Origin of the sequence: Phytohabitans kaempferiae, assembly GCF_042433955.1 — a bacterium.
Classification (GTDB): domain Bacteria; phylum Actinomycetota; class Actinomycetes; order Mycobacteriales; family Micromonosporaceae; genus Phytohabitans; species Phytohabitans kaempferiae.
On the sequence record NZ_JBHLUH010000026.1, the window covers coordinates 25,617 to 49,849 of the forward strand.

Sequence of the window (24,233 nt, forward strand, 5' to 3'; positions counted from 1 at the left end):
TTGAAGGGACCCTTGACATGAGTCCACGAGCAGCGCGGATCGCGCTCGCCGCGACCGCGGCCATGGGAATGCTGCTGACCGGCTGTAGCTCGTCCGGCGCGTCGAACGCACCCGCCAGCGATGTCTTCGTCGTCGGTCTGAACGCCGAGCCGCCCGGTCTGGTGCGCGCCTTCTATCCCACACAGACCGCAAGCCACGTCGGCCTCGCGATCCAGGAGTCGCTGGTGTCGTCGGACGCCGCCGGTGACATCATCCCGGCGCTGGCCGAGTCGTGGCAGATCTCCCCGGACGGCACCGTCTACACGTTCAGCCTGCGCAAGGGGGTGAAGTGGCACGACGGCACACCGTTCACCTCGGCAGACGTGGCGTTCAGCCTCAACGAGGTGCTGCCGCTGACCGCGAACGGCGCGAGCGTCGCGCCGCTGATCTCCAAAGTGGAGACTCCCGACGACGGCACGGTGGTGCTCACCCTCAAGAGCCCATACGCGCCGCTGCTGGCCACGTTTACGCCGTCGGACTTCAACGTCATCCCGAAGCACCTGTACGAGGGCACCAACCTGAAGGAGAACGAGTACAACCGCAAGCCCGTCGGGACCGGGCCGTTCAAGTTCGAGAGCTGGGCCAACAACGACATCGTCCTGGTGCGCAACGACGAGTACTGGGGCGGGAAGCCCGGCGTCTCCAAGCTCATCTTCCGGGTGATCCCGGACGCCAACGCCGCGGTGCTCGCGCTCAAGACCGGTGAGATCGACTTCCTGCCGCAGACCAACAACCAGTCCGCGCTCGACCTGGAGAGCGACTCGAACGTGTTCGTCAGCAAGAACCGGGGCACCCGTTCGCTGCAGATCGTGTTCTTCAAGCTCGACCGGGCACCGTTCAACGACCCGGCCGTGCGCAAGGCGCTGTTCACGGGCCTCGACCGGGCGCAGATCAGCCAGACCGTGCTCAAGGGCTTCGGCGCCCCGGCGAAGAGCTCGATCCCGTCGACCTACTGGGCCTACACTCCCACCGTCGACTACACCAGCGCGTACGGGTTCGACACCGCGAAGGCGGCCGCGATGCTCGACGCGGCCGGGTACCCGGTGAAGGCCGATGGCTTCCGGTTCGCGGTGACGTTCCGCTACACCAATGGCTTCAACGGCAATCCGGAGCTGGCCCAGATCGTCGCCACCAACTGGCGCGACCTGAAGATCGACGTCAAGCTCCAGCAGGACGAGCTGGCCGTGTGGCAGGCGGCGACGTTCACCGACCGCGACTTCGACGCCTCGACGGTGCCTTATGACGCGCGGCTCGACCCGCATCTGGGCGTCGTGCGGGCGTACAAGTGCGAGACCCGCAAGGGCGTGCTCAACACCAACCCGTCCGGGTACTGCAACGCGAAGCTCGACGCCATCTTCGAGGCGGCGGCGCAGGAGCCCGACCAGGCCAAGCGCAAGGAGCTGTACCGCCAGGCCCAGGTCATCGTGAGCGAGGACCTGCCCGGCATCGCGCTCACCGAGAACAGCGCGCCGCAGCTCATCCGGTCGTCGTGGCAGGGCCGCGACGAGTTCTTCTCGCTCGGCACGTTCGCCGAGTTCCGCTGGGCCGCGCTCAAGCCGGCTAGCTGACGCACACGGCGGGTACCGGGCCGGGGCACGGCCCGGTACCCCTTCGGCGAAAGGAGAAGCCGTTGGGACGCCAGCAGCAGGCGGCCTCGTACCGCGGCTACCGCACGGCCGGGATCAGGCTGACCGAGGAGCTTGAGCCGGACCTCGCGCCGCACCGCGAGCGCGCCCGAACGCCGGAGGCCCGGGGCTCGCGCGAGTTCAACCTCGCCCACGTGGTGATGCTGGCGGAGCGGGAACTGCTGTCGCCGCCACACGCGGCGGCGCTGTTGTCGACGCTGCGCGAACAGGCGCAGGCGGGCGAGGGCGGCCTGCACGCCGACGAGACGGCGCTGATCCGGGCGCTGGGGGAGGACGTCGGCGGGCGGCTGCACCTCGGCCGCAGCTCCGGCGATGTGGGCGGGGTGCGGCTGCGCTGGGCGCTGCGCGAGTCCATTCTGGACCTTGTCGACGCGCTCAACACGCTGCGCGGCAGCCTGCTGAGGCAGGGGCGGGCCCACATCCACACCGTCATGCCCGGCTACACGCAGGGCCAGCACGCCCAGCCGACCACGTTCGGGCACTGGCTGTCGATGTGGGCCAACGTGGCGGAGCGCGACGCCCGCCGTTTCACCGACGGGTACCGGGATGTCGACCGGTCGCCCGCGGGCGCGGCGATCCTGGCGGGCACCAGCGCGCCCATCGACCGTCAGCGCACCAGCGACCTGCTGGGCTTCGCCGAGCCGCTGCCGCACACGTTCGACGCCATCCAGAGCCACGACACCGTGGTGGAGGTGGCGGGCGCGCTCGCCAACCATCTCGCGGGCCTGTCGCGCTTCGCGGGCGACCTGATGCTGTGGTCGTCGGCGGAGTTCGGCTTCCTCCGCTTCCCCGACCGGTTCTGCGGCACCAGCAGCGTCATGATGCAGAAGCGCAACCCGTACCTGCTGGCGCAGGCGCGCGAGCTCGCAGCCCGTGCCGCCGCCGCACACGGCACGGCGCTGCGGCTGTCGGCCGACCCGACGGGCTGGTCGGTACTGGAGTGGTCGGCGTTACACGGGGAGCTGCTGGATGTGTTCGCGGAGGCCGCGACCCGACTCGGCCAGCTCGCCCGCCTCATCGACGCCACGACCGTGTACGCCGACCGGATGGCCGCCGCCGCGGCGGCGCACTGGGCCCAGGCTACCGACGTGGCGATGGCGCTGGTGGAGTGGCACGGGATCGCCTGGCGCACCGCCCACCAGATCGTCGGCATCCTCGTGCGGCACAGCGAGGAGCAGGGCTGGACTCCACCGGAGCTGGCCAACGAGCACCTGCGCGCGGCGGCGGCCGAGTACTTCGACCGCCCGCTCGACCTGCCCGAGGACGTGCTCGCGGCGGCGAAGGATCCGGCGAGCTCGGTCGCGGCCCGCACGGTGCTCGGCGGGCCTGCTCCGGAACCTGCTCTGTCCGAGTTGGACCAGCTATCGGGCGGCCTGGCGCGCGACCGCGACTGGGCGGCCGGGCGGCGGGCCGCGCTACGCGACGCCGACGAGCGCAGGCACGCCGCCGCCGACGCGGTGATCGCGGACGGCTCGCGCCATGTATGACCTGCACGTCCACAGCGCGCCGGACGTGGTGCGCCGCCGCGCCGACGACCTCGACACCGCCGCTGTATACGCCAAGGCCGGATACCGGGGCTTCGTCCTCAAGAGCCACTACGAGCCGACCACCGGGCGGGCCGCCGCGGCGGCGAAGGCGAGCGGCCTTGACGTCATCGGCGGTGTGGCGCTCAACAGCGCCGTGGGCGGCATCAACCCCGCCGCCGTCTACACCGCGCTCAGCGCGGGCGGCCGCATCGTCTGGCTGCCCACACAGGACAGTCACACCCAGGCGGCGGCGGGACTGCCCCGGCTGTGCCAGCACGACGCGCGGCTGTCGTCGGCGCAGCTTGCCCTGCCGCCGCTGGACTGGAGCACCGAGGCTCCGCTGCGGGCCATCCTCGCGATGATCGCCGAAGCCGACGCCGTGCTCGCCACCGGCCACGTGAGCGCGGCGGAGATCGCCTGGCTGCTGCCGGTGGCGCGCCGCCTCGGCGTGCGCCGGGTGCTGTTGACGCACCCGACGTTCACCGTGCCCGCGATACCGGTGCCGCAGGCCGCCGACCTCGCCGGGCAGGGCGTGTACGTCGAGATCACCGCGTACCAGTTGCTGCACCAGCCCGGATGCTCCGCGCGCATGCTGGCCGAGCTGGTCAAGGCCGTCCCCGCCGACCGGCTGGTGCTGTCGTCCGACGCGGGCCAGCCCGACAGTCCTCCGCCGCCGGACGCGCTGGCGGAGCTGACCGACCGCCTGACCGGTGAAGGCGCCGACCGGGCGGTCCTCACCGCGGCCCTCACCGACAACCCGGAGCGGCTGCTCCGGCACTGACCACGGCAACCCCACCACGGCGACAAGGAGCGAACGTGAAGAGTAGGAACGTGCATTTCTACAGCGACGGGCTGCGGCTGGAGGGCATCGTCCACATGCCGGACGACCTCAAGGATGGGGAGCGCCGCCCGGCCGTCATGGTGTGCCACGGGCGCCTGGCCATCAAGGAGTGGGTGCCGTCGCGCTGGGTTCCGTACCTCACCGAGGCGGGCTACGTCTGCCTGGCCTTCGACTACCGCAACCTGGGCACCAGCGAGGGCACCCTCGGCACGATCATCCCGCAGGACGAGGTCCGCGACATCCGGCATGCGCTCACGTTCTTTCAGCAGCAGCCCGAGGTCGACCCGGACCGCATCGGCATCCTCGGCTGGGGCCTCGGCGGCGGTGTGGTCATCGCGGCGGCGGCCGAGGACGAGCGGCTCAAGGCCGTCGTGTGCGCGGGCGGCATCGTGGACGGCTACCGGTACGGCCGCGACAACATGACCTACCGCGAATGGCTCGACCGGATGAAGGCCATCGAGGAGGATCGCGTCACCCGCGTGCTCACGGGCAAGTCCGGGTACCTCGACAAGGCCGAGTTCCCCAGCGGCAACGCGAAGGCGGACGCCCACACCACCCGCTATGGCTACCGGCAGAGCCTCGCCTCCGTCGTCGGCGAGGAACGTGCCTCCGACCCGAAGAAGCTCGGCATCCCCGAGGCACTGACCATCGAGTCGATGGAGGCGCTGTACAACTTCCGCCCCACCGAGTCGATCGACAAGATCGCGCCCCGGCCACTGCTGGTCGTCCACGCCCGCGACGACGAGCACTTCCCCTTCGACCACCTGACCGAGATGTTCGAGCGGGCGGGCGAGCCCAAGACCTTCATCACCGTCGAGGAGGGCACCCATCTGAGCTGGATCGACCCGTCCCAGCCGGAGCAGAAGATCTACGTCCCCAAGGTTGTGGACTGGATCCGCGACAACCTCTGTTGATCTCCTGGCGCGGCCGGCAGCATGGCTGTTCCCGCAGCGGTAAAGGTTGTGCGCGCGAGCGCACAACCTTTACCACGCAAGAGCACGGCTTCGCCCGAACAGAGTTCCGTGCGAGCGGAGTGAGCACGATTGGTGACAACGGACAGGTCGGAGGAGAAGCCCTTGTGAGCAGCCCACCACCCGAGTCCGTCGCGATGGACCGGCGACAACTGCGCAGACTCGGCAAGGCGCTGTCGCGGGCGGTCCGCGGCACGGTCGGCACTGACGCCGCCACCCTCGCCGTCTACGCCACCGACTCGTCCAACTATCGCCAGGTACCGCTCGCGGTTGTCTTCCCGCGCGACGCCCGCGACGTGCTTGAGACGCTGCGGGTGTGCCGGGAGTTCGACGTGCCGGTGCTCGGCCGGGGCGCCGGGACGAGCCTCGCCGGGCAGGGGTGCAACACGGCCGTGGTCGTGGACATGAGCCGGTACATGAACGCGATCTTGGAGATCGACCCCGAGCGCCGCATCGCCCGCGTCGAGCCGGGCGTGGTCCTCGACGACCTGCGCGCGGCGGCGGCCGTACACGGCCTCACGGTCGGGCCCGATCCGGCGACGCACGCGTAGTGCACGCTCGGCGGCATGGTGGGCAACAACTCGTGCGGCACCCACGCCCTGTACGCGGGCAAGACCGTGGACAACATCGAGCGCCTGACCGTGGCCACCTACGACGGCGACGTGCTCGACCTCGGCCCGGTCGGCGACGACGACTACGCGCGCATCGTTGCCGAGGGCGGAGCGCCGGCCCGGATCTACGGGGCGCTGCGCGAGCTGGCACGCCGCTACGGCGACCTGGTGCGGCAGCGCTATCCGGACATCCCGCGCCGCGTCTCCGGGTACAACTTGGATCAATTGCTGCCCGAGAACGGGTTCCACGTCGCCCACGCGATCGTCGGCACCGAGTCCACCTGCGTCCTGGTTACCGAGATAACGATCAAGCTGGTGGACAGCCCGCGCTATCGGCGGCTGGCGGTGTTCGGCTTCGACGACGTGTACCAGGCCGCCGACCAGGTGCCGCATCTACTGCGCCATCCGCTGCTCGGGCTGGAGGGGTTCGACGGCACGCTGGTGCGCCAGATGCGGGCGGCCCGGCTTAACGTCGAGCATCTGGCGCTGCTGCCACCGGGCGACGGTTGGCTGGTGGCCGAGGTCGGCCACGACGACCCAGCCGTGGCCGACGAGCTGCTGAAGCGGCTGCTCGACGACCCGCCGCCCGGCGCGACCGCGATCGGCTACGGCGGGGTGCACGAGCAGCGCGGCGTGTGGGCGATCCGCGAGTCCGGGCTGGGCGCGACCGCGCAGCCGCCCGGCATGCCGCACAACCACGAGGGCTGGGAGGACGCGGCCGTCGCACCTACGCGCCTGGGCGAGTACCTGCGCGGCATCCGCGACCTGTGGGCAGAGTACGGCTACAGCGGCGCCTGGTACGGCCACTTCGGCCAGGGCTGCGTGCACACCCGCAACAACTTCGACCTCCGCACGGCCGAAGGGCTGCGCCGCTATCGCTCCTATGTGGAGCGCGCGGCCGACCTCGTGGTGTCCCTGGGCGGCTCGCTGTCCGGCGAGCACGGCGACGGCCAGGCCCGGGGCGAGCTGCTGGAGCGCATGTACGGCCCCGAGCTGATGACCGCGATGCGGATGTTCAAGACGATCTGGGATCCGCGCGGCCGGATGAACCCCGGCAAGGTCGTCGACCCCTACCCGCTGGACACTCACCTACGCCACGGCCCGCAGTACACGATCACCCGGCTCGCGGACGGCGTCGGCGCCCCAGCCGGTCACTCAGCGCGACGCCCGGTCGGCGGCAGATCCGCACGGCTGCGCGCCTCGCGGAACCATGAGCCTGCGCCGCGGGCGTGACCGGTGACGGCTGCAAGGCGTCGGTTGAACAACATTTCCAACGCTCCGGGTACGCCGACGGCGAACGGTCATGCGCGTAGCGCCGTATCGGCAGCGCGGACCTCGTGCAGCAGCGGCTGGCCCGCGACGAAGCGACCGACCTCGTCTACTACCAGCCGACCGACGCGGCGCCGCTCGAGTCCGATACTGCCGGCGATGTGTGGGGTGAGCACCACGTTGGGCAGCGTATAGAGCGGCGAGCCCGGTTCGGGTGGCTCGGGATGGGTCACGTCGAGGAGCGCGAATACGTCCTGACGCCGGCGCAGGACCCGGATCAGCGCGGGTTCATCCAGCACCGCACCGCGTGCGGTGTTGATGATTGTGGCACCCTCGGGCATCGAGGCGAGCAGTTCCTCGGTGATCAGTCCCGAGGTCTGTGGCAGAGACGGCGTGTGCACAGTGATTACGTCGGCGCGGTGAAACAGCTCGTCGATTCCCACGAGCTCGACGCCGAGAACGGCGGCACTCGCGGCGTCTACGTACGGGTCGGCGGCAAGCACATGAACGTCGAGTGTGGACAGCCGTTGGGCCACCAGGCGGCCGATCAGGCCGAGTGACAGTATGCCGACCGTCGAGCCGAACGTGCCGGGTGCCGCCGGCTGGGATGGGAACCGGCCGAGCTGGCGTACCGCGCGTTCGAAGCGGTGGGCGTGCTTAAGCGCCAGCGTCACCTGCGCGAAGGTGAACTCGGCGACGGGCACCGCGTTGGCTGTGGCGGCCGACACGATCGGGATGCCGGCGGCCCAGAACTCGTCGGTGACGATCGGCCGCACCGATCCACCGCCGTAGAAGACCGCACGGAGCCTGGTCGCGTGCGAGAGCAGAGTGCGGTCCAGGCGAGGGCCGCCCCAACCGGTGACGAGCAGCTCGACGTCGGCCAGTAGCGCCGGTCGCGTGCTGACCTGCTCAGCCGTCGCGTCCGGGCCGGCCCAGCGGACCAGGCGGTCCAGGTGGGCACGTTCCTCCGGTCCGTATACGTCGTCGACCAGGTCGCGCGGCATGACCAGCAGGGCCGGCGGACGGTGCGCCGCGTCGGCGAGCACCGGTGACGAGGCTCGGGGTGATGGGGACAACGCACAGCTCCTTCGTGATCGGCCACGCTGAGTGGGGAAAGACTCGGAAGTACCGACGCGAGTCATCGCCGGCGTGCCGGCACCACGGTTTGGTGCGCCGCCGTATGTGTGAGCGGCGCACCAACCCTCGTGCTTTGCGCAGAAACAGCCGGCGAGCGAGTCGAGCGCGACGGAGCAGCGGCTCACCCATCCGCGGCGGTCGCGCTGCCGGCAACGCCGCTACCCGCCAGCTCCGTCGTTGTGGTCCGGGCGGTTGTTGGCGCCGGGCTTGCTTGGCCGGAGGCGTTCCCGCTGGCAGGACTGAGCGACAGTGATGCTCTCGAAGGTGCTCTGCGTGGATGCGTAAAGCCCGACGCCGCCGCTGCGGACAACGGTGTCGCGAGCCTTCAGGACCTGAACGCCGTTCAACGTCACGGTGATGCGGTCGCCGTGAATCACGGCACCCAGTCGAACGGGGCCTGTCAACGGGTTGCTGATTGATGCCGTGCCCACCGTTACCGGACCCGACGCGTGGGCTTCGCGGATGATACTCGCGTACTGGGTTCCTTGGCTCGTCTTGCCAATGTGGATCCGGTACCCGTACGAGTCCGTGGTGTCTCGCAGCGAGATTCCCGCGTTACCGACGGATCCGTTGATCGTGACCGTGGTCTCCGCGACATAGTCGCACGCCTCGGAGAAGCGCGACGGCAGTGTCGAGTCGGCTAGGACGTGCGCCCTGCCACCGGCAGGAGGCGTGAGGTGCAGCTGACCCGAGGCGACGGACACAGCCCCTGCTATCGCTCGCCAATTGGCCTGATCGATCCCTTCCCTGATCACGATGTTGTCGAAGGTCGCGGCCCGCCGATGCGTGAAGGCGGCGGCACCACCCGTCGGCAGCTGTGAGTCGTCCGCGGAGATCGACGTGTCGCCGACTTTGGCGGTCAGATGCTTCCCGATCGCGGAAACGATCAGCTTGTGCGGGGTGTTGGCGCTGACGGGCAGTGCGGTCTCCGCGAGAATCGTGGTCGTCGCGTTGTATATCTTCACGAGCTGCAGCGTCGCCCCCGACGAGGAGTTGAGTACATTGGCCCGATAGTAGTTTCGGGAATCGTGGTAGCGGAACGCGAGACCGGTACGGGCCGTCGTCTGGCCGCGTACCCCAGGAACGATGTCCGCTGCCATAACCACGTCATCCGGTATATCTTGCAGCGCCGCGAACGACACAATGTCCGCGGTCGAGGTCTGTGCCAACTGCGTGTCCGGACCGGCGCCGGTTAGCGCCCAGGTGCCCTGCACCGGCGCCCAGCCGTCAAAGGATCCGTTGAAGTCGTAGACGGTGCGGTCCAGGCTGGCATCGGCGAACTCGTCGTCGAGCACGGGTGTCGGGGAAAACGACGCCTGGACCGACACGGTGATGAGGTCGCCCGTGCGGGTGAACGCGGTCGGGGTCTCGTTCACCTTCACCGCCTGGACGTTGGGCGCGTTGATGGAGAGCGTGCCGGTGAAAGGGTCCCCAAGCGAGATCCGGGCGGTCGCGCCTCGCAGTTCCACACTGACGTCGGACACCGGCGCGGATGCGGCGATAACGGTGGCACCGTGGTCGACCAGCGACGACCCGCGGGTCAACGCGTACCGGGTAAGCCCGCCGCCCGAAGCACGCTCGAGGTAAGCGGTCTCGGCGTTGGTCGTGGCGGCCCCGAACGCCCTCAACGAGGGAGTCGCCTCCCGCGAAAGGTAGAAGCGTCCGGTCGCGTCCGGCAGGCCGATTTCCATCGCGGTCGCCACGGAGTGACCCACCCCGGGCATAACGATGCGCCTCGCCGTCACCGCGGGCGCCGCGCCGGCCTTGCCGGGAACCACCACCGTGTCCAGTCCCGTCGACCCGGTGGCGCGCCAGTCGTACGACAGGTAGTCGACGTCCGTGAGTACCTGATCGCCGACGCGCACGGCGCCGTCCTCGTGGACCGTGGGGGTGAGCGCGGCGCCGGCCGGGGCCACCGGGACGAGCCGCACGCCGGCAACCGGTGGGGCTCCGGGCACGGTGTCAAAGCCGACCGTGGCGACCTTCGTATTCGGGTTGACGGTGACCGGATCACCAGGGAAGTGCCAGAGTTGCCGGTAATCGTGCGCGGCGGTGTCACCGGTGAGGTCGTCGGAGACGACCCAGAAGCCGGGCTTGACGAAGTAGACGGCGCGATCGTGCACGACCGGCCGGTAGCCCATCGCCGCACCGCGGTAGATGTCGAGGCCCGCGTTCGAGCGCCACAGCGACGTCGTGCGGGGGACGCCGGCGGTCTGCGGGAGTCCGTCGACCTCGATGGTGTTGTGCGCCTCGGTGGTGCGGCGCATCCAGTCGTTCGTCGCAGTCGCGCTGTAGTCCCCCACGCCGGAGTCGACGATCAGCGGACGCCCGTACGCCGCCATCACCAGGCTGAGGTCGTCCGGATGCCGATGCGAGGCAGTGTAGCTGGAATTCTGGTTGTTGATCAGCATGTACCGCGCGTCGGCGTCCCACCCGGAACGCTGTACCGCGAAGCTGATCGGAAACACCGTGGACGGCAGCGTCGGGGCGGTCCCCTCCGTTCGACCGGAGGCGACCCAGGTGAAATCGGGCCAGGAGTTGCGTGCACCGGTTCTGCCGATGGCGGCCGCACCCGCATCGGCGTTCGGCGAGTCGCCCACCATCGCGACCTCAAGATTCGGCTGACGGGTCGCGAACAGCGAATCCGCGATCCAGTCCGCCGCCTGGACGATCGAATCAGGAAGGGTCCGCCCGTTGGCATCCGCTACTCTGATGACGGTGTTGAGCAGATCCGCCACGTACGCCTGATAGTTGAACGCGGGCTCGCGGTACACACCGTCGCCCTTCACGTGCGCGCGCAGGAATCGCTCGACCGAGCGCACCGCGAACCACTCCCAGCCGGGCGATGCCGAGAACTCGGGCAGAAATACGGCTGCCGCGTAGACCGCGCGGGCCATGGACACGTACCAGTTGTTCCCGACATGTATCTGCATAACGCCAGTGAGGAACTTCGTCGTGGCGTGCACGCCGGACAGGTACGCCACGAGATCGCTCGCGTCGATGCCCGGGTCGGTCCGGAACACTGAAAACGCACTGACCAGCTGTGAAAGTCGCTTGGCGGCCGACAGGTTGCGGCCCTGTGGCCAGCTCTGATTGTCGGCGAAGAAGTCGAGCGAGATGTCCATCCATGCCGCCGCGTACGCCGCACGCTTCACCGGGTCACTCTCGTACGCGTAAGCGCTGATCAGTCTGGGCATGAACGCGAGGTCACTCATCAAAGTCTGCGCGCCGCCCGGGGTGGTCTGCGTCCCACCCCAGGCGTCCTGCCAGTCGACGTCGATCCGCTGCTCGGCGTCGTTGTAGAAGTCGCGGGTCTCGGCGCCGAACCGGAAGATCCCCGCCGCGAGCTCATCGGCGCTGGCGTCGCCGCCGCCCGCGTCCGCGCTCGGAGCCGGGTACTGGACGTCGGTGCGGCCCGCGTAGAACACTTTGAGCTCGCCCGCGGCGCCCGCTTCATCACCGGCGGCGAGCTTTGCCGCCACCGCGGCGAGTTCCGGACGCGTCAGGTCGAGCAGTCCGCCGAGATCCGACATGTCGGCCGCGGCGGCCCTGCCCGGCGACAGGACCGTCGCCACCAGAGCCAGCACGAGCGCCGCAGCGGCCCCCGCGCGGGCCCGGCGATGCGTGCACCAGGGAAAATAGCTTCGTCTCACTATGGTCTCCCTACCCGTGAGAGTGTTAGCTGAGTCCTTCGACCGCGCCCGGGAGCGCCGAAAGCAGTCCGCGGAGTTCGCGGCCCGGCTGGTGTTGCTCAACCCGGGTGGGTGCACTTCACGGCTCGGCGGCCGAACCGAACGGGTACGCCGGACCGGCCGCCGTGTCCGGCACGTCAGCGACCCGCCTGCTCCTCGTACTCCGCCTTGATCTTGTTGCCCACCCGGTCCATGAACTGCTTGATGGCCGGCTGCCACGCCGAGACGGGTTTGTTGCCCAGTTGGATCTCCAGCAGGACCGAGTCCAGTTCCTGCTGCTCGCTGGCCGCCTTGCTGGCGACCGTCTCCGAGTACAGCCCGAGGGCCGGGTCCGGGACGGCAAGCGGGGCGCCGGCGACCTGGTGGTCGTACTGGTCCTGCACGGCCTGGCGGTTACCGGGCTCGTAGATGACGGGCGATGCTTCGGCGAGGTACCGCACGGGCAGGAATGTCTGGCTGCGCCCGCCCTCGGTGAGGGTCGGGTCGGAGCCGTTGCGGCTGAACGTCTGGCCCTCGACGCCGTACCGCAGGGCCATGTACTCGCTGCTGCCGAAGGGTGAGCACAACCAGTTGAGGACCTTGAGAATCTGCTTGACCCGGTCGGCGTCGTCGGTCTTGGCGATGGCGGTGAAGCTGGACAGCGTCGGACCGGGCGTGCGTACCTGCGTCCCCTTGCCATCCCGGGTGGGCGAGAGCATGCCGGTCAGGCGGAAGCCGGTCACGTCTTTGGCCTGGCCGTAGAACTTGCCCCACCCGGCGTACCCGCCGACGGTGAACGAGGTCGTGCCGGCCAGCATCCACTGGTTGCGCTTGGTGTTGGGTGCGCCCGCGTGGTCGGGATGTATCACCCCGGACTTCACCAACTCGACGGTGTCCTGGAGGGCCTGCGTGAACTGCGGTGTCGTCCCGGTGTGGGTGAAGACGCCGTCCTTGGCCTGCCAGACGCCGACGCCGCCGGGCCAGTTGCCGGTGATCCCATTCATCTCCAGGAGCGTGTTGAACGGGATCTGCCCGAACGCCCAGCGGCCAGCCCGCTCGTCGGTCAACGCGGCCGCCATCTGCTTGAACTCGTCCCACGACGTGGGTTGGAGGCTGAGTCCGGCCTTGGCAAGCAGGTCGGCCCTGGTGTACAGCACGGTGCCGATCCGTGCCCGCGGCACCGGGATGCCCCAGATCCGTTGGTCGTAGACGGCGCCGCGCCAGGCATCGGTGGGCAGGCCGGCGAGGTTCGGGTAGGCAAGGACCGCGTCCCCGGACAGGTACTCGGTCAGGTCGGTGAATGTCGCCTTCAGCATGGCCGGCATCTGTTGGAAGACGCCCTGGATAGCCACTATGTCGGGCAGATCGCCACCGGCGATGGTGGTGGCGACCTTGCTCTTGTAGTCCGCCGACGCGACGTACGTGATCTTCAGCTCGGTGCCGAGTTTGTTGTTGAGGTTCTGCCAGTAGGGGTTCGAGCCGAGCGCGGGGGCGATCGGGTCGTACGTGTACGTCAGGGCCGTGACGGCCTCGCCCTGCACCGGCTCCGACGCGGCGCTGGAGGCGGTCGGGTATGTGAAGTATCCCGGCGACACCCCGGCCGGCTCGGCCGCCAGGTCGGGCGTGGCCGCGGTGACGGGCTTGTAGGTGGGCAGCTTGACCGGCCCGGTCGAGCCGTTCGACGAGCCCGACCCGCCGTCGCCGCACGCCCCGAGCAGCGGGCCGAGCCCCGCTGCCGCGCCGAGTGCCAGGACGCGACGGCGGCTGAAGGTAGGTGCCATGACGTCTCCTTCCACATTGTGTGGACGACCGGTCAGCCCTTGACGGCGCCGACCATCAGTCCCTTGGCGAAGTGCTTTTGGATGAACGGGTAGATGAGCAGGATGGGCAGGATGGAGATGACAAGAATCGCCATCTGGACCGAGATTTGCGGTGGCAGATTCTCCAGGTTGGAGCTGAGCTGATCGGACCCGATCGGGGTGTTGTTGACGACGTAGGTGCGCAGCACCAGTTGCAGCGGCCACTTTTCCGGCGACTGCATGTACAACATGGCGGAGAAGAAGGCGTTCCAGTACGCCACCGCGTAGAACAGGCCGATCACCGCGACGACGGCCTTCGACAGCGGCAGCACGATGCGCAGCAGGATGCGGAGCTCGCCGGCACCGTCGATATGGGCGCTGTCCAGCAGCTCGTCGGGGATCTCGAGGAAGAACGCGCGCATCACGATGACGTTGAAGGCGTTCACGAGCACCGGCAGGATCAGCGCCAGGTAGTTGTCGAGCAGGCCGAGTTGCTTGACCGTCAGGTACATCGGGATCATGCCCGGGTTGAACAGCAGGGTGAACAGTGTCATCAGCAGGATCGGCTTGTGCAGCAACGATCCTGGGCGGGACAGCGCGTACGCGAGAGCGATCGTGGCGACGAGGCTGAGCGCTGTGCCGACGACGGTGATGCCGACGCTCACTATCAGGGCGCGGGTGACGATGCCGCCGGACAGGACGGCCTGGTACGCGTCGAGCGTCGGTTCGCGCGTCCACAGGACGAAGCCGCCCGCGCGGGTGATCTCCGCCGGGCTGGCGATGCTGGTCATCAGCACCGCCCAGAACGGAACCACCACGGCCAGGCAGCCGAGGCCCAGGACGAGACCGCGGGCACCGATCCCCAGCCTGCTCGGCTCGCCCATCCAGCTCGGGCGCTCGCCGCGGCCCGACCGTGGCCGCCGCGGGCGTGCACCGGAGGCCGGGCGCACCGCGGTCGCGGGAGGCGTCACAAGTCCGCTCGTCATTTCGCGTACACCCCCTGCTCGCCCAGCGCGTGGGCCACCCGGTTCGCGCCGAGCACGAGCGCGACGCCGACGATGCCCTTGATCAGCCCTACCGCGGCCGCGACGCCCCAGTCGCCGCCGACGATCCCGTGGTTGTAGACGAATGTGTCGAGGACCTCGCTGGCGCCGGCGCCGACCTGGCCCTGCTGCAGGATGATCTGCTCGAACCCGACGGTCAGCGAGTCGCCGAGCCGCAGGATCAGCAGCAGGACGATGACTGGGCGGATGGACGGAAGCGTCACGTGCCACAGCCGGCGCGCCGCCGAGGCGCCGTCCACCACCGCGGCCTCCAGCAGCGCCGGATCCACTCTGGACAGCGCGGCGAGGAAGATGATCGTCGACCAGCCGGTGTCTTTCCAGATCACCTGTGACGTGATCATGAGCTTGAACAGCTCCGGCACGCCGATGATGTGGAATGTGGACATGTCGGCTGATCGCAGCCGGGTGTTGAGCATTCCGCCGTTGCCGAACATCTGCTGGAACAGGGCCACCACGATGACCCAGGACAGAAAGTGCGGCATGTAGAGGATCGACTGGGTGAGCCGCTTGAGGCGTTCGCTGATCGTCGCGTTCAGGACCAGTGCGAGGCAGATCGGCAGCGGGAACACGAAGACGACCTGGATGAGCGTGATGATCAGGGTGTTGACGAGCGCGTTGACGAACACCGGTTCCCCGGTGATGATCGGCCGGAAGTTCTCCAGCCCGACGAACGGGCTCTGCGTGATGCCCAGGAACGGCTGGTAGTCCTGGAAGGCGATGACATTCCCGGCGAGGGGCAGATAGTGGAACAGCAGCAGCACCGCGACCCCGGGCAGGGCGAGGATCAGCAGGACCCGGTCGCGTCGCCAGCGGTTGCGCAGGCTATTCATCGCCAGTGCCTACCGGTCCGAGCCAGGCCTCGACGGGCTGGCCGGACACGCACGCCTGAACGGCCGCCCTCAGCCGGTCGTCGGCGTTCGCCGCGACCGTCCTGCTCCGGGCGACCGCGGGTGCCGGGTCGGTAGCGATGTCGGTGACCGCAGCGACGACCCGCGCCGACGCGCGATGGTCCAGCTCGATCACCAGGTCCGGCGCCCCGAGGTCGGCGTACATCTGGGACTTCATCGTCTCGGTCGGCTGTCGAAGGTAGATGGTCGGGATCGCGTGCCGTGCGGCCAGGATCGGCGAATGGCACTCCATGCTGACCACCAGCGACGAGACGGCGTAGACGCCGGTCGCCTCCTCCAGCGGCCAGTACCTGTCGAGGAGCCGGACGTGCTGGAGCGTCTGCGCGCTGATCAGGTCGGGCAGGTGCTCGCGCGCGACCTCGACGGCGTAGCTCATCTCGGGCACCACGACGGCCGGCAGGCCGGTGACGCGTACCCAGGCTTCGATCGCCGCCGCCAGTACCGCCAGGTCCTGGTCCACGGTGGCCCGGTTGATGGCGTCGCGCCGGATCTGTTCGGGGGTCGGATCGGTGTCGTAGATCTTCGCGTAAGGGCTGTAGCGCAGCCGGGGAACGAAGCAGGCGAACCCGCCGGCCGCCAGGCCGAGACTGTCCAGCAGGCGGGCGGCCGTCCCGGCATCCGTGTAATCGAACGCGAACGTTCCGTCGGGCCCGAATGCGACGTCGGGCTTGGTTATCTTCTGGCCACGCAAGGTGGCGAGGGTCAGCGAGTCGCGGCAGTAGACGAAGTCGGCGCCGTCGAGCCGGTCCCTGACGTCGTCGTCGAGAAAGTTCGGCGGGAGCAGTTCGACCATCCGGGCCAACTCCGGCAACGTCGCCGCGGTAGGTGGGCACAGCGGATCTACGGTGACGCCGAAGTACCCGTACGGGCGACCGACGTGCCGGCGCCACCAGTCGATCTCGGTGTCCTGAAACGCGCCGGCGCCCGATCCGTGCACCAGGACGTCCGCGCCTTCAATGGCGGCGGCCAACTCCGGCGTGCTCGGCCCGTCGTGGCCGAGCGTGCCGTCGACGACGCGCAGATCGGGCAGCGCGTGTCGCAGCATGGACCGTTCGCGCTCCTCCAGCCGCACCGGCCAGAGGACGACCTCGGCCTCGGGAGCGAACCGCTGGAACGCCCGCACGACGCCAGGCGAGTGCGCAACGTCGCCGATGTTCACCGTCGCCCAGGACGACCGCAGGAGCACGGTGCGGCGTGCTGATGTCATGCATGCTCCCTCTGTGAGGTATCGTCGCTGACGAATCGTTACGTCACCGTAGACTTGGTGAGACGTTACGTCAACGTTTCGAGGGACGCAGACATGGCAACGCAACGTGACATCGCGCGCACCGCCGGAGTGTCGCTCGCGGTGGTATCGGCCGTGATCAACGGCACGACCCACACCCGGATGAGCGAGACCACCCGTGCGCGGGTCATCCAGGCGATGGAGAGCCTCGGCTACCAGCCCAACCACGCGGCCCGGTCCCTGCGGCTCAACCGCACCGGCATGATCGCGCTGATCCTCCACAAGCTCGACAATCCGGTCTACACCCAGCTGCTGCGCGGGGTGTACGAGACCGCGGCCGAGCGCGGCGACGCGGTCCTGCTGGGCGACGCCGAGGCGATGCGCTCAGGCAGCCAGTTCGTCGCCCGACTGCTCAGCCACGGCACCGTCGACGGCATCCTGATCCGCGACGACCGGCTGTATGACGACGAGGTGATGGCCGAGCTTCGCTCCCATCCCAAGCCGATCCTCACCCTGGACAACGCCCGGGACCACCCCTGGGTCGGCATCGACGACCACCGCGGGGGCGAGATCGCGACCCGGTTCCTGCTCAACCTGCGCCATCGCCGGATCGTCTTCCTCGGTGGGACCGAGGCTTCCCGGCAGCGCTACCTCGGGTACCGGCAGGAGATGCAGCAGGCCGGGCTGGAACCGGCACCGCACCTGGCCACCGGGTTCGGTGAGCAGGCTGGCGCCGACGGTCTACGGCAGGCGCTGCAACTGCCGGCCGCGCCGACCGCGGTCGTGGTGAACAACATCATGAGCGCCGTCGGGGTACTGGCCGCCGCCCGGGACCTCGGCATTGCCGTACCCGACCAGCTGTCGGTGGTCGGGATCCACGACGTCGGCCTGATGGAACACATGCGCCCAGCCGTGACCGCAGTCCGGATGCCCATGTACGAGCTCGGTCGGGCCGGCGTCCACGCGCTGTACGAGCTGATGGCGGGACGCCCCGGCACCGGCGGCGTCATCGCCGATCCCGAGCCCGAGCTTGTCGTCCGCGACTCGGCGACGGCCCTGTCCGGCGCCTGACCAGGCGCGCCGACGACCGCCCGCACCACGTCGCGGTCGTACGGCACGGGGGTGCCGCGATTCCGTCGGCTGCCGCGCCGAGCAACCGCCGGCTCGCCGGCGTTCCGGTGGTGAGCTGCAGATCGGTAGGGGAACAGCGTCACGGCGTTACCGTCGACTCCTCGTAAAACGCCGCTTGAAATAACGTTACGTCACTCTATCGCCCCTCCTCAACGGGCAGCCTTGTTGACGTTACGATTCGAGCCCATGGGCCAAGGTCACGTACGACTGCTGCTCACGACGGCACTCCTTCGGCAGCTCAGGATGTTCAGCGGCTGCCCCCGGTCATGGCGTTCGAGCGGCGGCCAGGCATGCTGACGCGGTGTCCAAGCAGCGGTACCTCGTTTCTGCACGACTACGGCATGGGCGGCCTGTGGTGGTGGATCCACGCCCGGTCGGCCCGGGAGGTCCTGGAAACATTCGCCGAGGTTGAGGTCGTCGACGCCCCGGCCGACGTCGTGCGCGCCGAGGGTTGGCAGCTGGAGGAGGTCGATATCGACGGATCGGCGATGCCCGCTGGCCTGGACGGGCTGCGCGCCAAGCGCGATGGGCAGCGCGCCCTGCCGGGCTTCGGTGTACTCGCTGGTCGGCAGGTCGTGTATCTGCGTCAGGAGTGGGACGGCGAGGATCCGGCGACGTACCTGACGCAGATCGGGCCTGACGGGCGCCGTGTCCGGCAGGTGGAGGTGGCCGGGGATGGGACCGCGATCAAGACGGACGTGGAGGACTGGCCCTTCAACCCGCCCTTGGTGGATCTCTTCGATCCACAGTTGCCCGACCAGGAGATCGACCGCGACGAGTTCGAGCGGGCGTGGGCGGCAGCGCGGTGGGAGAACGGCAGGAAGTCGGCGACGTAACGATGTCGTTGCAGCGAGGTGCGCCCGGTCTGCGGCAGAAGCGTGCCCCGCCCATAAGCGCGGGCTCAGAAGACGGCCGGAAAGTTAGGAACGAGTGGTCTGCGATGTGGTTCGGCTGAAGGTGCGTTTTACCGGGCGTTCGAGGGGTGCGACGCGGCGTTGTCAGGTGGAGAGCCAGAGCCGTCACTCATATCCCATGGCCGGGATGACCTTGCCGAGTGCTTCTTCGATGAACTCGCGGGTTTCGTCGTCGAATTGGTCGTTGCGGTTCGTCAGCTTGTGCGACTGAAACGTTGAAGGGGTGGCGAAGTCGTCGACGTCGAGCCGTTCGAACAGGGCGCGGCGCTGCCCGGGCCAGTCGGCTGCGAGATCTTCTGCTTTCACCTCGATGTATCGCCTGCCTGTCAGGTCGACCGTGTTCTTCCAGGTGAGCCATCGGTGGTAGACCGGCTTGAGGTAGGCGAGCGCGCTGTCGACGGTGGGCGGTGCCCATGGCTGGGCCAGGTGGGATGAGAGCACTGAGACCGGGTGACGCTTGATGTGCACGATGGTCGCTTCGGGGACCAGCTCCCAGAGGAACTCCATGCACAGCAGGTTGAACGGTGTCTTCTCGCACCAGGTCGGCTTACCCGCGTCGGCGGCTGCTCCGCCGAACATGGTGTCGATCAGGCCCCGCAAGATTCCGAGCAGTTCGCCCCGGTCGCTGAAATACCTGGGAAGTACCCGCCGGCGGCTCAGCGGCTCGAACGGCCCGGCAGGCCAGTCGGCGTTCCCGAAGCCTTCCGCGGGCGCAGGTTCGTCGTATGCGTACGCGATCAACCGCGGCCAGAGCTGTTGCACCGCGTCGCGGTAGCGCCGATCGCCGACGAGCTCGGGAACGGTTTTGCCGCGATCGTCGCGCCGTCCGGGCACTCGTACGGTGAGGAGATCGCTCAGCCGGTGCAGAGCGTCCTCACCGACGGTGGGATCGTATCGATCGGTGAGCGCGTCGGCCAGGTCCCGCAGGCCACCAGGATCGATTAGGAACCTGGTCTCCATGGGAATCCGGTGAATCAGCGGATGTTCCCCGATGATGTCGGCGATCCGTGACGTTCCCGAACGACCCGTACCCGCAACGAAGACCGGTGAGGGGGAAGGCATGGCGAGCAGTCAAACTCTCAGCCCGGCGCCTGTGCAATCCCTTTATCCCCTTCACCCGCTGCTACGGGCTCACCCGCACCCGCCGCGCCGAGTGCGTGCCAGACGGCCGCCTCCAACAACCGCGCAACGAATAATTGAAGCTTCACATCGACTACGACGGCAGCCACAGTGCGGTAGCCAACGCCAACTTCGGCTTGCCAGTCGATCAACCGCCACCCGGCGGGCGTGCGTAACCTGTTGTCGGGGTGCCGAGCAATGCCCGTTGCGCGACGCGCACGGCGACGCCCACTCGACCGCGCGTTGGGGTTCGAGTCGGCTCTGAGATCCACGTTCGAAACGCGACCTGACCTGGGGTGTTGGGTTTGGGGGGTGTGGCGGGATCGACGCAAACCGATGCCCAGTCGGTGCTACGCCTACACGGCACCATAATCCTGAGCCAATAGGCGGCAATTTACCCGAACGAAAGCTGAAGGTAGTACGGCTGGCGCAAGGGGCCGCCGGCGTCCGCCTCGTCGAGTAGGCGCGACGACCCGGTGGCCCTGGCCATACCCTCACCTTGTCGTGGGAGTCCTGAGGGCTTTGGCGAGGCTGGTTTCGATTGCAGCCGCATGTGCGGCGCCGACGCGCGCCATCAGCGGCATGACAGCGTATGTGACCTTGGCGTAGGGACGGTGCCGGGTAGGACCGCGCCCGGCGGACCGCACGGCACCACCGTTTCTGGCAGCATCCGTTGGATGCGCAGGCTGATGGTGCTCCTTCTCGTGATAGTGGTTGCTGGCTGTGGCGATGGTGACGCGACCGAGACGGGAGCTACCGAGCGGTTCGCCCAGGGCGGCGTCAGTATGGAGCCGACGGTCAGGTCCGGCCAGGTCATCACTGTGTGGACGGTCACCGGCAGGTATGAGCCGCGGCGCGGCGACGTCGTGCTGTTCCGTTCTCCCGGCGGCCTCTGGGGTGACCACAAGGTGCCGCTGCTCAAACGTGTCGTCGCGGTCGGCGGTGAAACCGTCGCCTGCTGCGGTGCTGCGGGGACGGTGACGGTCGACGGTAGGCTGCTGGACGAGCCGTACGTGGCCGAGGACGCGTCGCTGGACGAGTCGCCGGACCCGAATCACTGCGGGCCGCGCCGGATCAGCGCTCGGCGCTACCAGGACTTTCGCGATGAGGGTTACGCGACACGGTGCTGGTGCCCCGGTTGAGGATCAAGTCGCCGGCCCGGCGTAGCACCTGCGCCCGGGTGCGGTCGCCGTGGTCGGCGGCCAGGAAATGCTCGCCGATCAGCAGGCAGAAGGCGAGCACGCTGCGCGCCTCCACCTCGTCCGGGTCGGTGCAGAAGGTTCCGATCATCTCCCGCAGCAGGTCCATCCGTCGGTTGTCGACGCGCCGCAGTCGCTCGGCGACGGCCTCGTCGCGCCGGGCCCAGTCGCGCACGGCCAGGTCGATCGGCAGCAGGTGCGCGCTGAAGGTCAGCAGGCCGGCCCGGGTGATCTTCGTTCTCGCGTCACCGCCCTCGCGTTCGACGCGTTCGAGCGCGCTGTCCGTGCTTTCCTGCTCCCAAGTGTCCAGCATGGCTTTCAGTAGGGCTTCCCGGTCAGCGAAGAAGCCGTAGAACCCGCCCTTTGTCACGCCGAGGCTTTTCGCCAGGGCCTCCACCCGGACGGCATCCGGCCCACCAGCCGCAAGTGCGTCCAGCCCGGCTGCGATCCAGCGCTCTCGCGGCGTACGAGTCTCGAATTTGATGTGACTCACCTCACTGTATACGCCGCCGTATATGGACGCTAGCGTCGCCCCTATACGGCAGCGTATACGAGGGAGTCGCCATGGATGTCTTCGGCTCAGTCGCCGACCAGTACGAAACCGCACGCCCTGGCTATCCGCCCGAGCTCGCCGACGCCATCACCGACTACCACGGCGGCACCCCCTCTCGCGTGGTGGAGGTCGGTGCCGGCACCGGCAAGGGCACCGAGGTCCTCGTCACCCTCGCCGCCCCGCTCACCTGCATCGAACCGGACCCTCGGATGGCCAGCCGGCTCACCGACAAGTTCCCACAGGCCCACGTTCTCCTCAGCACCTTCGAGCAGTGGCGGCCACCGCCGGAAGGCGTCGCCCTGCTGGCATGCGCAATGGCCTGGCATTGGCTGGAACCGGCCACCCGCAACGCGAAAGCCCGCGCCGCTCTCACGGCCGGCGGAACCCTCGCACTGTTCGGACACCGCTACGGCTATGCCGACCCGGACCAGGCCACCGCCATCCACACAATGCTCGACACACTCGACCCCACCGCGAAGGAACGTCCTGCTGACTGGATGTACCACGACGTCATAGCCGCCGGCGAGTTCACCGACGTCCACGTCAAACGGTTCCGGCGCAAGCTGCCACTGACCCGCGACGAATACCTCGCGCTGGTGAGCACGTTCGGCCCGTTCCTGGCCCGCCCGCCGCAACTGCAACGTCAGGGCCTCGACGCGCTCGGCCGGCTGGTCGACGACTTCGGCGGTACCATCACCCTCGACCTGCTTACGACCCTCACCCTGGGCCGGGCGGCATGAACCCGATGCTGCTGCCGCTCGTCGCCGCCCAAGGACTTTGGCTGCGCGCCACCATCAAACCCGCACCCGAAGCCGGCGGCGCCACCAACGGCACCGTACCCGGCGTCTCCGGAGCGCCGCTGCACCTCGCGGTGGTCGGCGACTCCACCGCCGCCGGCTGCGGCGCCACCCACCACACCGAGGGCTTCGCCGCAGCACTCGCCCAGCGGCTCGCCGCCGACACCGGCCGCCCGGTCGCCTGGGAGACGGTGGGCCGCTTCGGTGCCACCGCCCGGCGGATCCGGCATCAGCTCGTTCCCCGCCTCGGCGATGATCTCGACCTGGTCGTCCTGCTGGCCGGCGCCAACGATGTGATGGCCGGGCGCAGCCCTGCCCAGTGGCGCGACGACCTCACCGCCATCCTCACGGACCTGACCGGCCGCGCCCGCCAGGTTGTGGTCGCCGGGAACCCGCCGTTCACCAAGTTCCCGGCCCTGCCCGCCACCCTCGCCCGCTACCTGAGCGAACGCGCCGACACCCTGGACCAGGTCTCCCGGCGGATCTGCGCACAGAACCCGGACCGGACCGCCTTCATCAGCTCACCCGCAGGGCAACCGCCGCCGGAGTTCTTCGGCAGCGACCGCTTCCACCCGTCCGCCCTCGGCTACCGGCTGTGGGCTGAGGACCTCGCGGCCCGTCTCACCCGGTAAGCACGACCCAGTCCTGGCGTGACAGGCCATGCATGCCGTGGGTGACCTCGTCCAGGATGCCGGCAGGCAGCAGACGCGTCCCTACCCATCCGCGCGTTTCCATGTTGGCAGGTCGGGCCGCTAAAACTCACGGCAGAGGTGGTGCCGTCCGGCGCGTCGTGGGTCTTTCAACCAAGAGGGCGTTGGGGTTCGAGTCGCCTCGGAGATCCACAGTTCGAAACGCGACCTGACCTGGAGTGTTGGGGTTCGGCCGCAGCCTCGGCATCGGCGTCAACTCCGACTACGACCTCAACCGCTGCGCGACCTGACCAACGGCGAGCTGAAGCGGGCGAGCGCGTCACTCTCGTCCAGCGACACGGTCGAGCTCCGGCCGGAGCAACCCGTGCCGGGCGAAAACGACCGTGCGCGCGGAAGCCCTGGCGAAGGCCCTGCGCCGGGACCTTGCCCGGCGGCCCGGCATTAGCGCCGCCAAGGTGATCATCACCGGCGCCGCCGACCACCCCCATCTCGCCGTCCGCCTCGACGTACCGCCCGACACAGACCTGGCCAGCCTACGGGCCCCGTCGAACCCGACGACCAGCTACTGCTCATCCAGACCAACGAATCCGTGTCGACCAGCTGACCAGGTACCCGCTCAGGTCGGGTTACCGGTCGTGGCTGTCTCGCTGGTCGTGCTGTGCCGGTCCGAGGCGTAGGTTGGTGCTGGCGTCGCCGGTGGCGGGTCGTAGGGGTCGATGAGCGGGAACGAGTGGTGCTCGTGGGCGACGACCCATCGGCCGTCCTGCTTGCGCAGCCCGAGCGTCAACCGCAGACGGTTGTTGGGATTGTCGGCGAAGTCATGCTCCGTACCGCAGGCAGCAGGGCGTACGCGAAGGCGACATCCTCGCCGGCTGCGATGTCCAGCGACTCGAGTTCGAACGAGGCGCCCTGGGCCTGCCACTGGAAGAAGGGTGGCCAGGTCTCGCGGTAGGCGTCGAGGCCACGCACGCCCTGATGCGGTGGCGGCACGTCGAACATCACGATGTCCTCGGTGTGGTCGGCGAGGACCGTGGTGAGGTCGCCGTGGTGTACCGCCTCGGCCCAGCGCTCGACCAGGGTGCGGATCTGTTCCTCGTTGGTGGGCATGTCAGCTCGGTCCTTCCGGGTTGACGGTCCTTGCCACTACAACCCCGGCCGACCCG

The 24,233-nt window shown here is 68.8% G+C and carries 19 protein-coding genes and 1 pseudogene; 11 read left to right on the top strand and 9 right to left on the bottom strand.

Features of this window, described 5'->3' with window-relative positions:
* The first annotated feature begins 17 nt into the window (after window positions 1-17).
* From ACFFIA_RS16140 to ACFFIA_RS16165, 6 genes are all read left to right on the top strand, one after another.
* On the top strand, window positions 18-1,607 hold the full coding sequence (locus tag ACFFIA_RS16140) for an ABC transporter substrate-binding protein (RefSeq protein WP_377251689.1): 1,590 nt from the start codon (window positions 18-20) through the stop codon (window positions 1,605-1,607).
* Between the two features lie 62 nt (window positions 1,608-1,669).
* Window positions 1,670-3,172 (top strand): lyase family protein, encoded by a 1,503-nt coding sequence (locus ACFFIA_RS16145; RefSeq protein WP_377251691.1) that lies wholly within the window; start codon window positions 1,670-1,672, stop codon window positions 3,170-3,172.
* A complete protein-coding gene (locus ACFFIA_RS16150) occupies window positions 3,165-3,992 on the top strand; it encodes a DUF6282 family protein (RefSeq protein WP_377251693.1) in 828 nt (275 codons plus the stop codon). The genes ACFFIA_RS16145 and ACFFIA_RS16150 overlap by 8 nt, the downstream gene beginning before the upstream one ends.
* Window positions 3,989-4,966 carry an alpha/beta hydrolase gene (locus tag ACFFIA_RS16155; protein WP_377251731.1) on the top strand — a complete coding sequence of 326 codons (978 nt, stop codon included), beginning with the start codon at window positions 3,989-3,991 and terminating at the stop codon, window positions 4,964-4,966. Before ACFFIA_RS16150 ends, ACFFIA_RS16155 begins: the two co-directional genes overlap by 4 nt.
* Window positions 4,967-5,130: 164 nt before the next feature.
* Window positions 5,131-5,574, top strand: coding sequence for an FAD-binding oxidoreductase (locus ACFFIA_RS16160; protein WP_377251695.1), 444 nt, complete (start codon window positions 5,131-5,133; stop codon window positions 5,572-5,574).
* Window positions 5,575-5,589: 15 nt separating this feature from the next.
* Window positions 5,590-6,867, top strand: coding sequence for an FAD-binding oxidoreductase (locus ACFFIA_RS16165; RefSeq protein WP_377251697.1), 1,278 nt, complete (start codon window positions 5,590-5,592; stop codon window positions 6,865-6,867).
* A gap of 68 nt (window positions 6,868-6,935) precedes the next feature.
* On the opposite strand, the gene ACFFIA_RS16170 is transcribed toward ACFFIA_RS16165, so the two are convergent.
* The 6 genes from ACFFIA_RS16170 to ACFFIA_RS16195 form a co-directional block, all read right to left on the bottom strand.
* Window positions 6,936-7,979 carry a hydroxyacid dehydrogenase gene (locus ACFFIA_RS16170; RefSeq protein WP_377251699.1) on the bottom strand — a complete coding sequence of 348 codons (1,044 nt, stop codon included), beginning with the start codon at window positions 7,977-7,979 and terminating at the stop codon, window positions 6,936-6,938.
* Between the two features lie 219 nt (window positions 7,980-8,198).
* Entirely contained in the window at window positions 8,199-11,693 is a 3,495-nt protein-coding gene (locus ACFFIA_RS16175; RefSeq protein WP_377251701.1) for an alginate lyase family protein, read from the bottom strand.
* 176 nt (window positions 11,694-11,869) lie between these two features.
* Entirely contained in the window at window positions 11,870-13,492 is a 1,623-nt protein-coding gene (locus ACFFIA_RS16180; protein WP_377251703.1) for an extracellular solute-binding protein, read from the bottom strand.
* Window positions 13,493-13,524: 32 nt separating this feature from the next.
* Window positions 13,525-14,496 (bottom strand): carbohydrate ABC transporter permease, encoded by a 972-nt coding sequence (locus ACFFIA_RS16185; RefSeq protein WP_377251705.1) that lies wholly within the window; start codon window positions 14,494-14,496, stop codon window positions 13,525-13,527.
* Window positions 14,493-15,404: an ABC transporter permease gene (locus ACFFIA_RS16190; RefSeq protein ID WP_377251707.1), complete on the bottom strand. Its 912-nt coding sequence runs from the start codon at window positions 15,402-15,404 to the stop codon at window positions 14,493-14,495. The genes ACFFIA_RS16185 and ACFFIA_RS16190 overlap by 4 nt, the downstream gene beginning before the upstream one ends.
* On the bottom strand, window positions 15,397-16,689 hold the full coding sequence (locus ACFFIA_RS16195) for a polysaccharide pyruvyl transferase family protein (protein ID WP_377251709.1): 1,293 nt from the start codon (window positions 16,687-16,689) through the stop codon (window positions 15,397-15,399). The genes ACFFIA_RS16190 and ACFFIA_RS16195 overlap by 8 nt, the downstream gene beginning before the upstream one ends.
* Before the next feature lie 93 nt (window positions 16,690-16,782).
* Between ACFFIA_RS16195 and ACFFIA_RS16200 the strand changes: the two genes are divergently transcribed.
* Together ACFFIA_RS16200 and ACFFIA_RS16205 are read left to right on the top strand one after the other, a co-directional pair.
* Window positions 16,783-17,778 carry a LacI family DNA-binding transcriptional regulator gene (locus tag ACFFIA_RS16200; protein ID WP_377251711.1) on the top strand — a complete coding sequence of 332 codons (996 nt, stop codon included), beginning with the start codon at window positions 16,783-16,785 and terminating at the stop codon, window positions 17,776-17,778.
* 350 nt (window positions 17,779-18,128) lie between these two features.
* Window positions 18,129-18,674, top strand: a complete 546-nt coding sequence (locus tag ACFFIA_RS16205) for a hypothetical protein (protein WP_377251713.1) — start codon at window positions 18,129-18,131, stop codon at window positions 18,672-18,674.
* A 183-nt stretch (window positions 18,675-18,857) separates the two neighbouring features.
* Here ACFFIA_RS16205 and ACFFIA_RS16210 read toward each other — a convergent pair whose 3' ends face one another.
* Complete coding sequence (locus ACFFIA_RS16210) at window positions 18,858-19,814, bottom strand: sulfotransferase family protein (RefSeq protein WP_377251715.1); 957 nt, start codon at window positions 19,812-19,814, stop codon at window positions 18,858-18,860.
* Between the two features lie 608 nt (window positions 19,815-20,422).
* Between ACFFIA_RS16210 and ACFFIA_RS16215 the strand changes: the two genes are divergently transcribed.
* Window positions 20,423-21,013, top strand: a complete 591-nt coding sequence (locus ACFFIA_RS16215; protein ID WP_377251717.1) for a S26 family signal peptidase — start codon at window positions 20,423-20,425, stop codon at window positions 21,011-21,013.
* Here ACFFIA_RS16215 and ACFFIA_RS16220 read toward each other — a convergent pair.
* Window positions 20,946-21,563 (bottom strand): TetR/AcrR family transcriptional regulator, encoded by a 618-nt coding sequence (locus ACFFIA_RS16220; RefSeq protein WP_377251719.1) that lies wholly within the window; start codon window positions 21,561-21,563, stop codon window positions 20,946-20,948. The genes ACFFIA_RS16215 and ACFFIA_RS16220 overlap by 68 nt on opposite strands.
* Before the next feature lie 71 nt (window positions 21,564-21,634).
* Here ACFFIA_RS16220 and ACFFIA_RS16225 point away from each other — a divergent pair, with 71 nt between their 5' ends.
* Both ACFFIA_RS16225 and ACFFIA_RS16230 read left to right on the top strand, forming a co-directional pair.
* Window positions 21,635-22,363, top strand: a complete 729-nt coding sequence (locus tag ACFFIA_RS16225) for a class I SAM-dependent methyltransferase (protein ID WP_377251721.1) — start codon at window positions 21,635-21,637, stop codon at window positions 22,361-22,363.
* On the top strand, window positions 22,360-23,052 hold the full coding sequence (locus ACFFIA_RS16230; protein ID WP_377251723.1) for an SGNH/GDSL hydrolase family protein: 693 nt from the start codon (window positions 22,360-22,362) through the stop codon (window positions 23,050-23,052). The genes ACFFIA_RS16225 and ACFFIA_RS16230 overlap by 4 nt, the downstream gene beginning before the upstream one ends.
* A gap of 697 nt (window positions 23,053-23,749) precedes the next feature.
* Here ACFFIA_RS16230 and ACFFIA_RS16235 read toward each other — a convergent pair.
* A pseudogene (locus tag ACFFIA_RS16235) lies at window positions 23,750-24,177 on the bottom strand (YybH family protein); the annotation flags it as partial.
* Window positions 24,178-24,233 lie beyond the last annotated feature (56 nt).

What these genes read in the sequence shown, in the direction of transcription:
- ACFFIA_RS16200 (WP_377251711.1), top strand. Translation starts at nt 16,783, where the DNA reads ATGGCAACGCAACGTGACATCGCGCGCACCGCCGGAGTGTCGCTCGCG.
- ACFFIA_RS16190 (WP_377251707.1), bottom strand. Translation starts at nt 15,404, where the DNA reads ATGAATAGCCTGCGCAACCGCTGGCGACGCGACCGGGTCCTGCTGATC.
- ACFFIA_RS16180 (WP_377251703.1), bottom strand. Translation starts at nt 13,492, where the DNA reads ATGGCACCTACCTTCAGCCGCCGTCGCGTCCTGGCACTCGGCGCGGCA.
- ACFFIA_RS16150 (WP_377251693.1), top strand. Translation starts at nt 3,165, where the DNA reads ATGTATGACCTGCACGTCCACAGCGCGCCGGACGTGGTGCGCCGCCGC.
- ACFFIA_RS16205 (WP_377251713.1), top strand. Translation starts at nt 18,129, where the DNA reads ATGCTGACGCGGTGTCCAAGCAGCGGTACCTCGTTTCTGCACGACTAC.
- ACFFIA_RS16195 (WP_377251709.1), bottom strand. Translation starts at nt 16,689, where the DNA reads ATGACATCAGCACGCCGCACCGTGCTCCTGCGGTCGTCCTGGGCGACG.
- ACFFIA_RS16185 (WP_377251705.1), bottom strand. Translation starts at nt 14,496, where the DNA reads ATGACGAGCGGACTTGTGACGCCTCCCGCGACCGCGGTGCGCCCGGCC.
- ACFFIA_RS16140 (WP_377251689.1), top strand. Translation starts at nt 18, where the DNA reads ATGAGTCCACGAGCAGCGCGGATCGCGCTCGCCGCGACCGCGGCCATG.
- ACFFIA_RS16210 (WP_377251715.1), bottom strand. Translation starts at nt 19,814, where the DNA reads ATGCCTTCCCCCTCACCGGTCTTCGTTGCGGGTACGGGTCGTTCGGGA.
- ACFFIA_RS16215 (WP_377251717.1), top strand. Translation starts at nt 20,423, where the DNA reads ATGTGCGGCGCCGACGCGCGCCATCAGCGGCATGACAGCGTATGTGAC.
- ACFFIA_RS16225 (WP_377251721.1), top strand. Translation starts at nt 21,635, where the DNA reads ATGGATGTCTTCGGCTCAGTCGCCGACCAGTACGAAACCGCACGCCCT.
- ACFFIA_RS16230 (WP_377251723.1), top strand. Translation starts at nt 22,360, where the DNA reads ATGAACCCGATGCTGCTGCCGCTCGTCGCCGCCCAAGGACTTTGGCTG.
- ACFFIA_RS16165 (WP_377251697.1), top strand. Translation starts at nt 5,590, where the DNA reads ATGGTGGGCAACAACTCGTGCGGCACCCACGCCCTGTACGCGGGCAAG.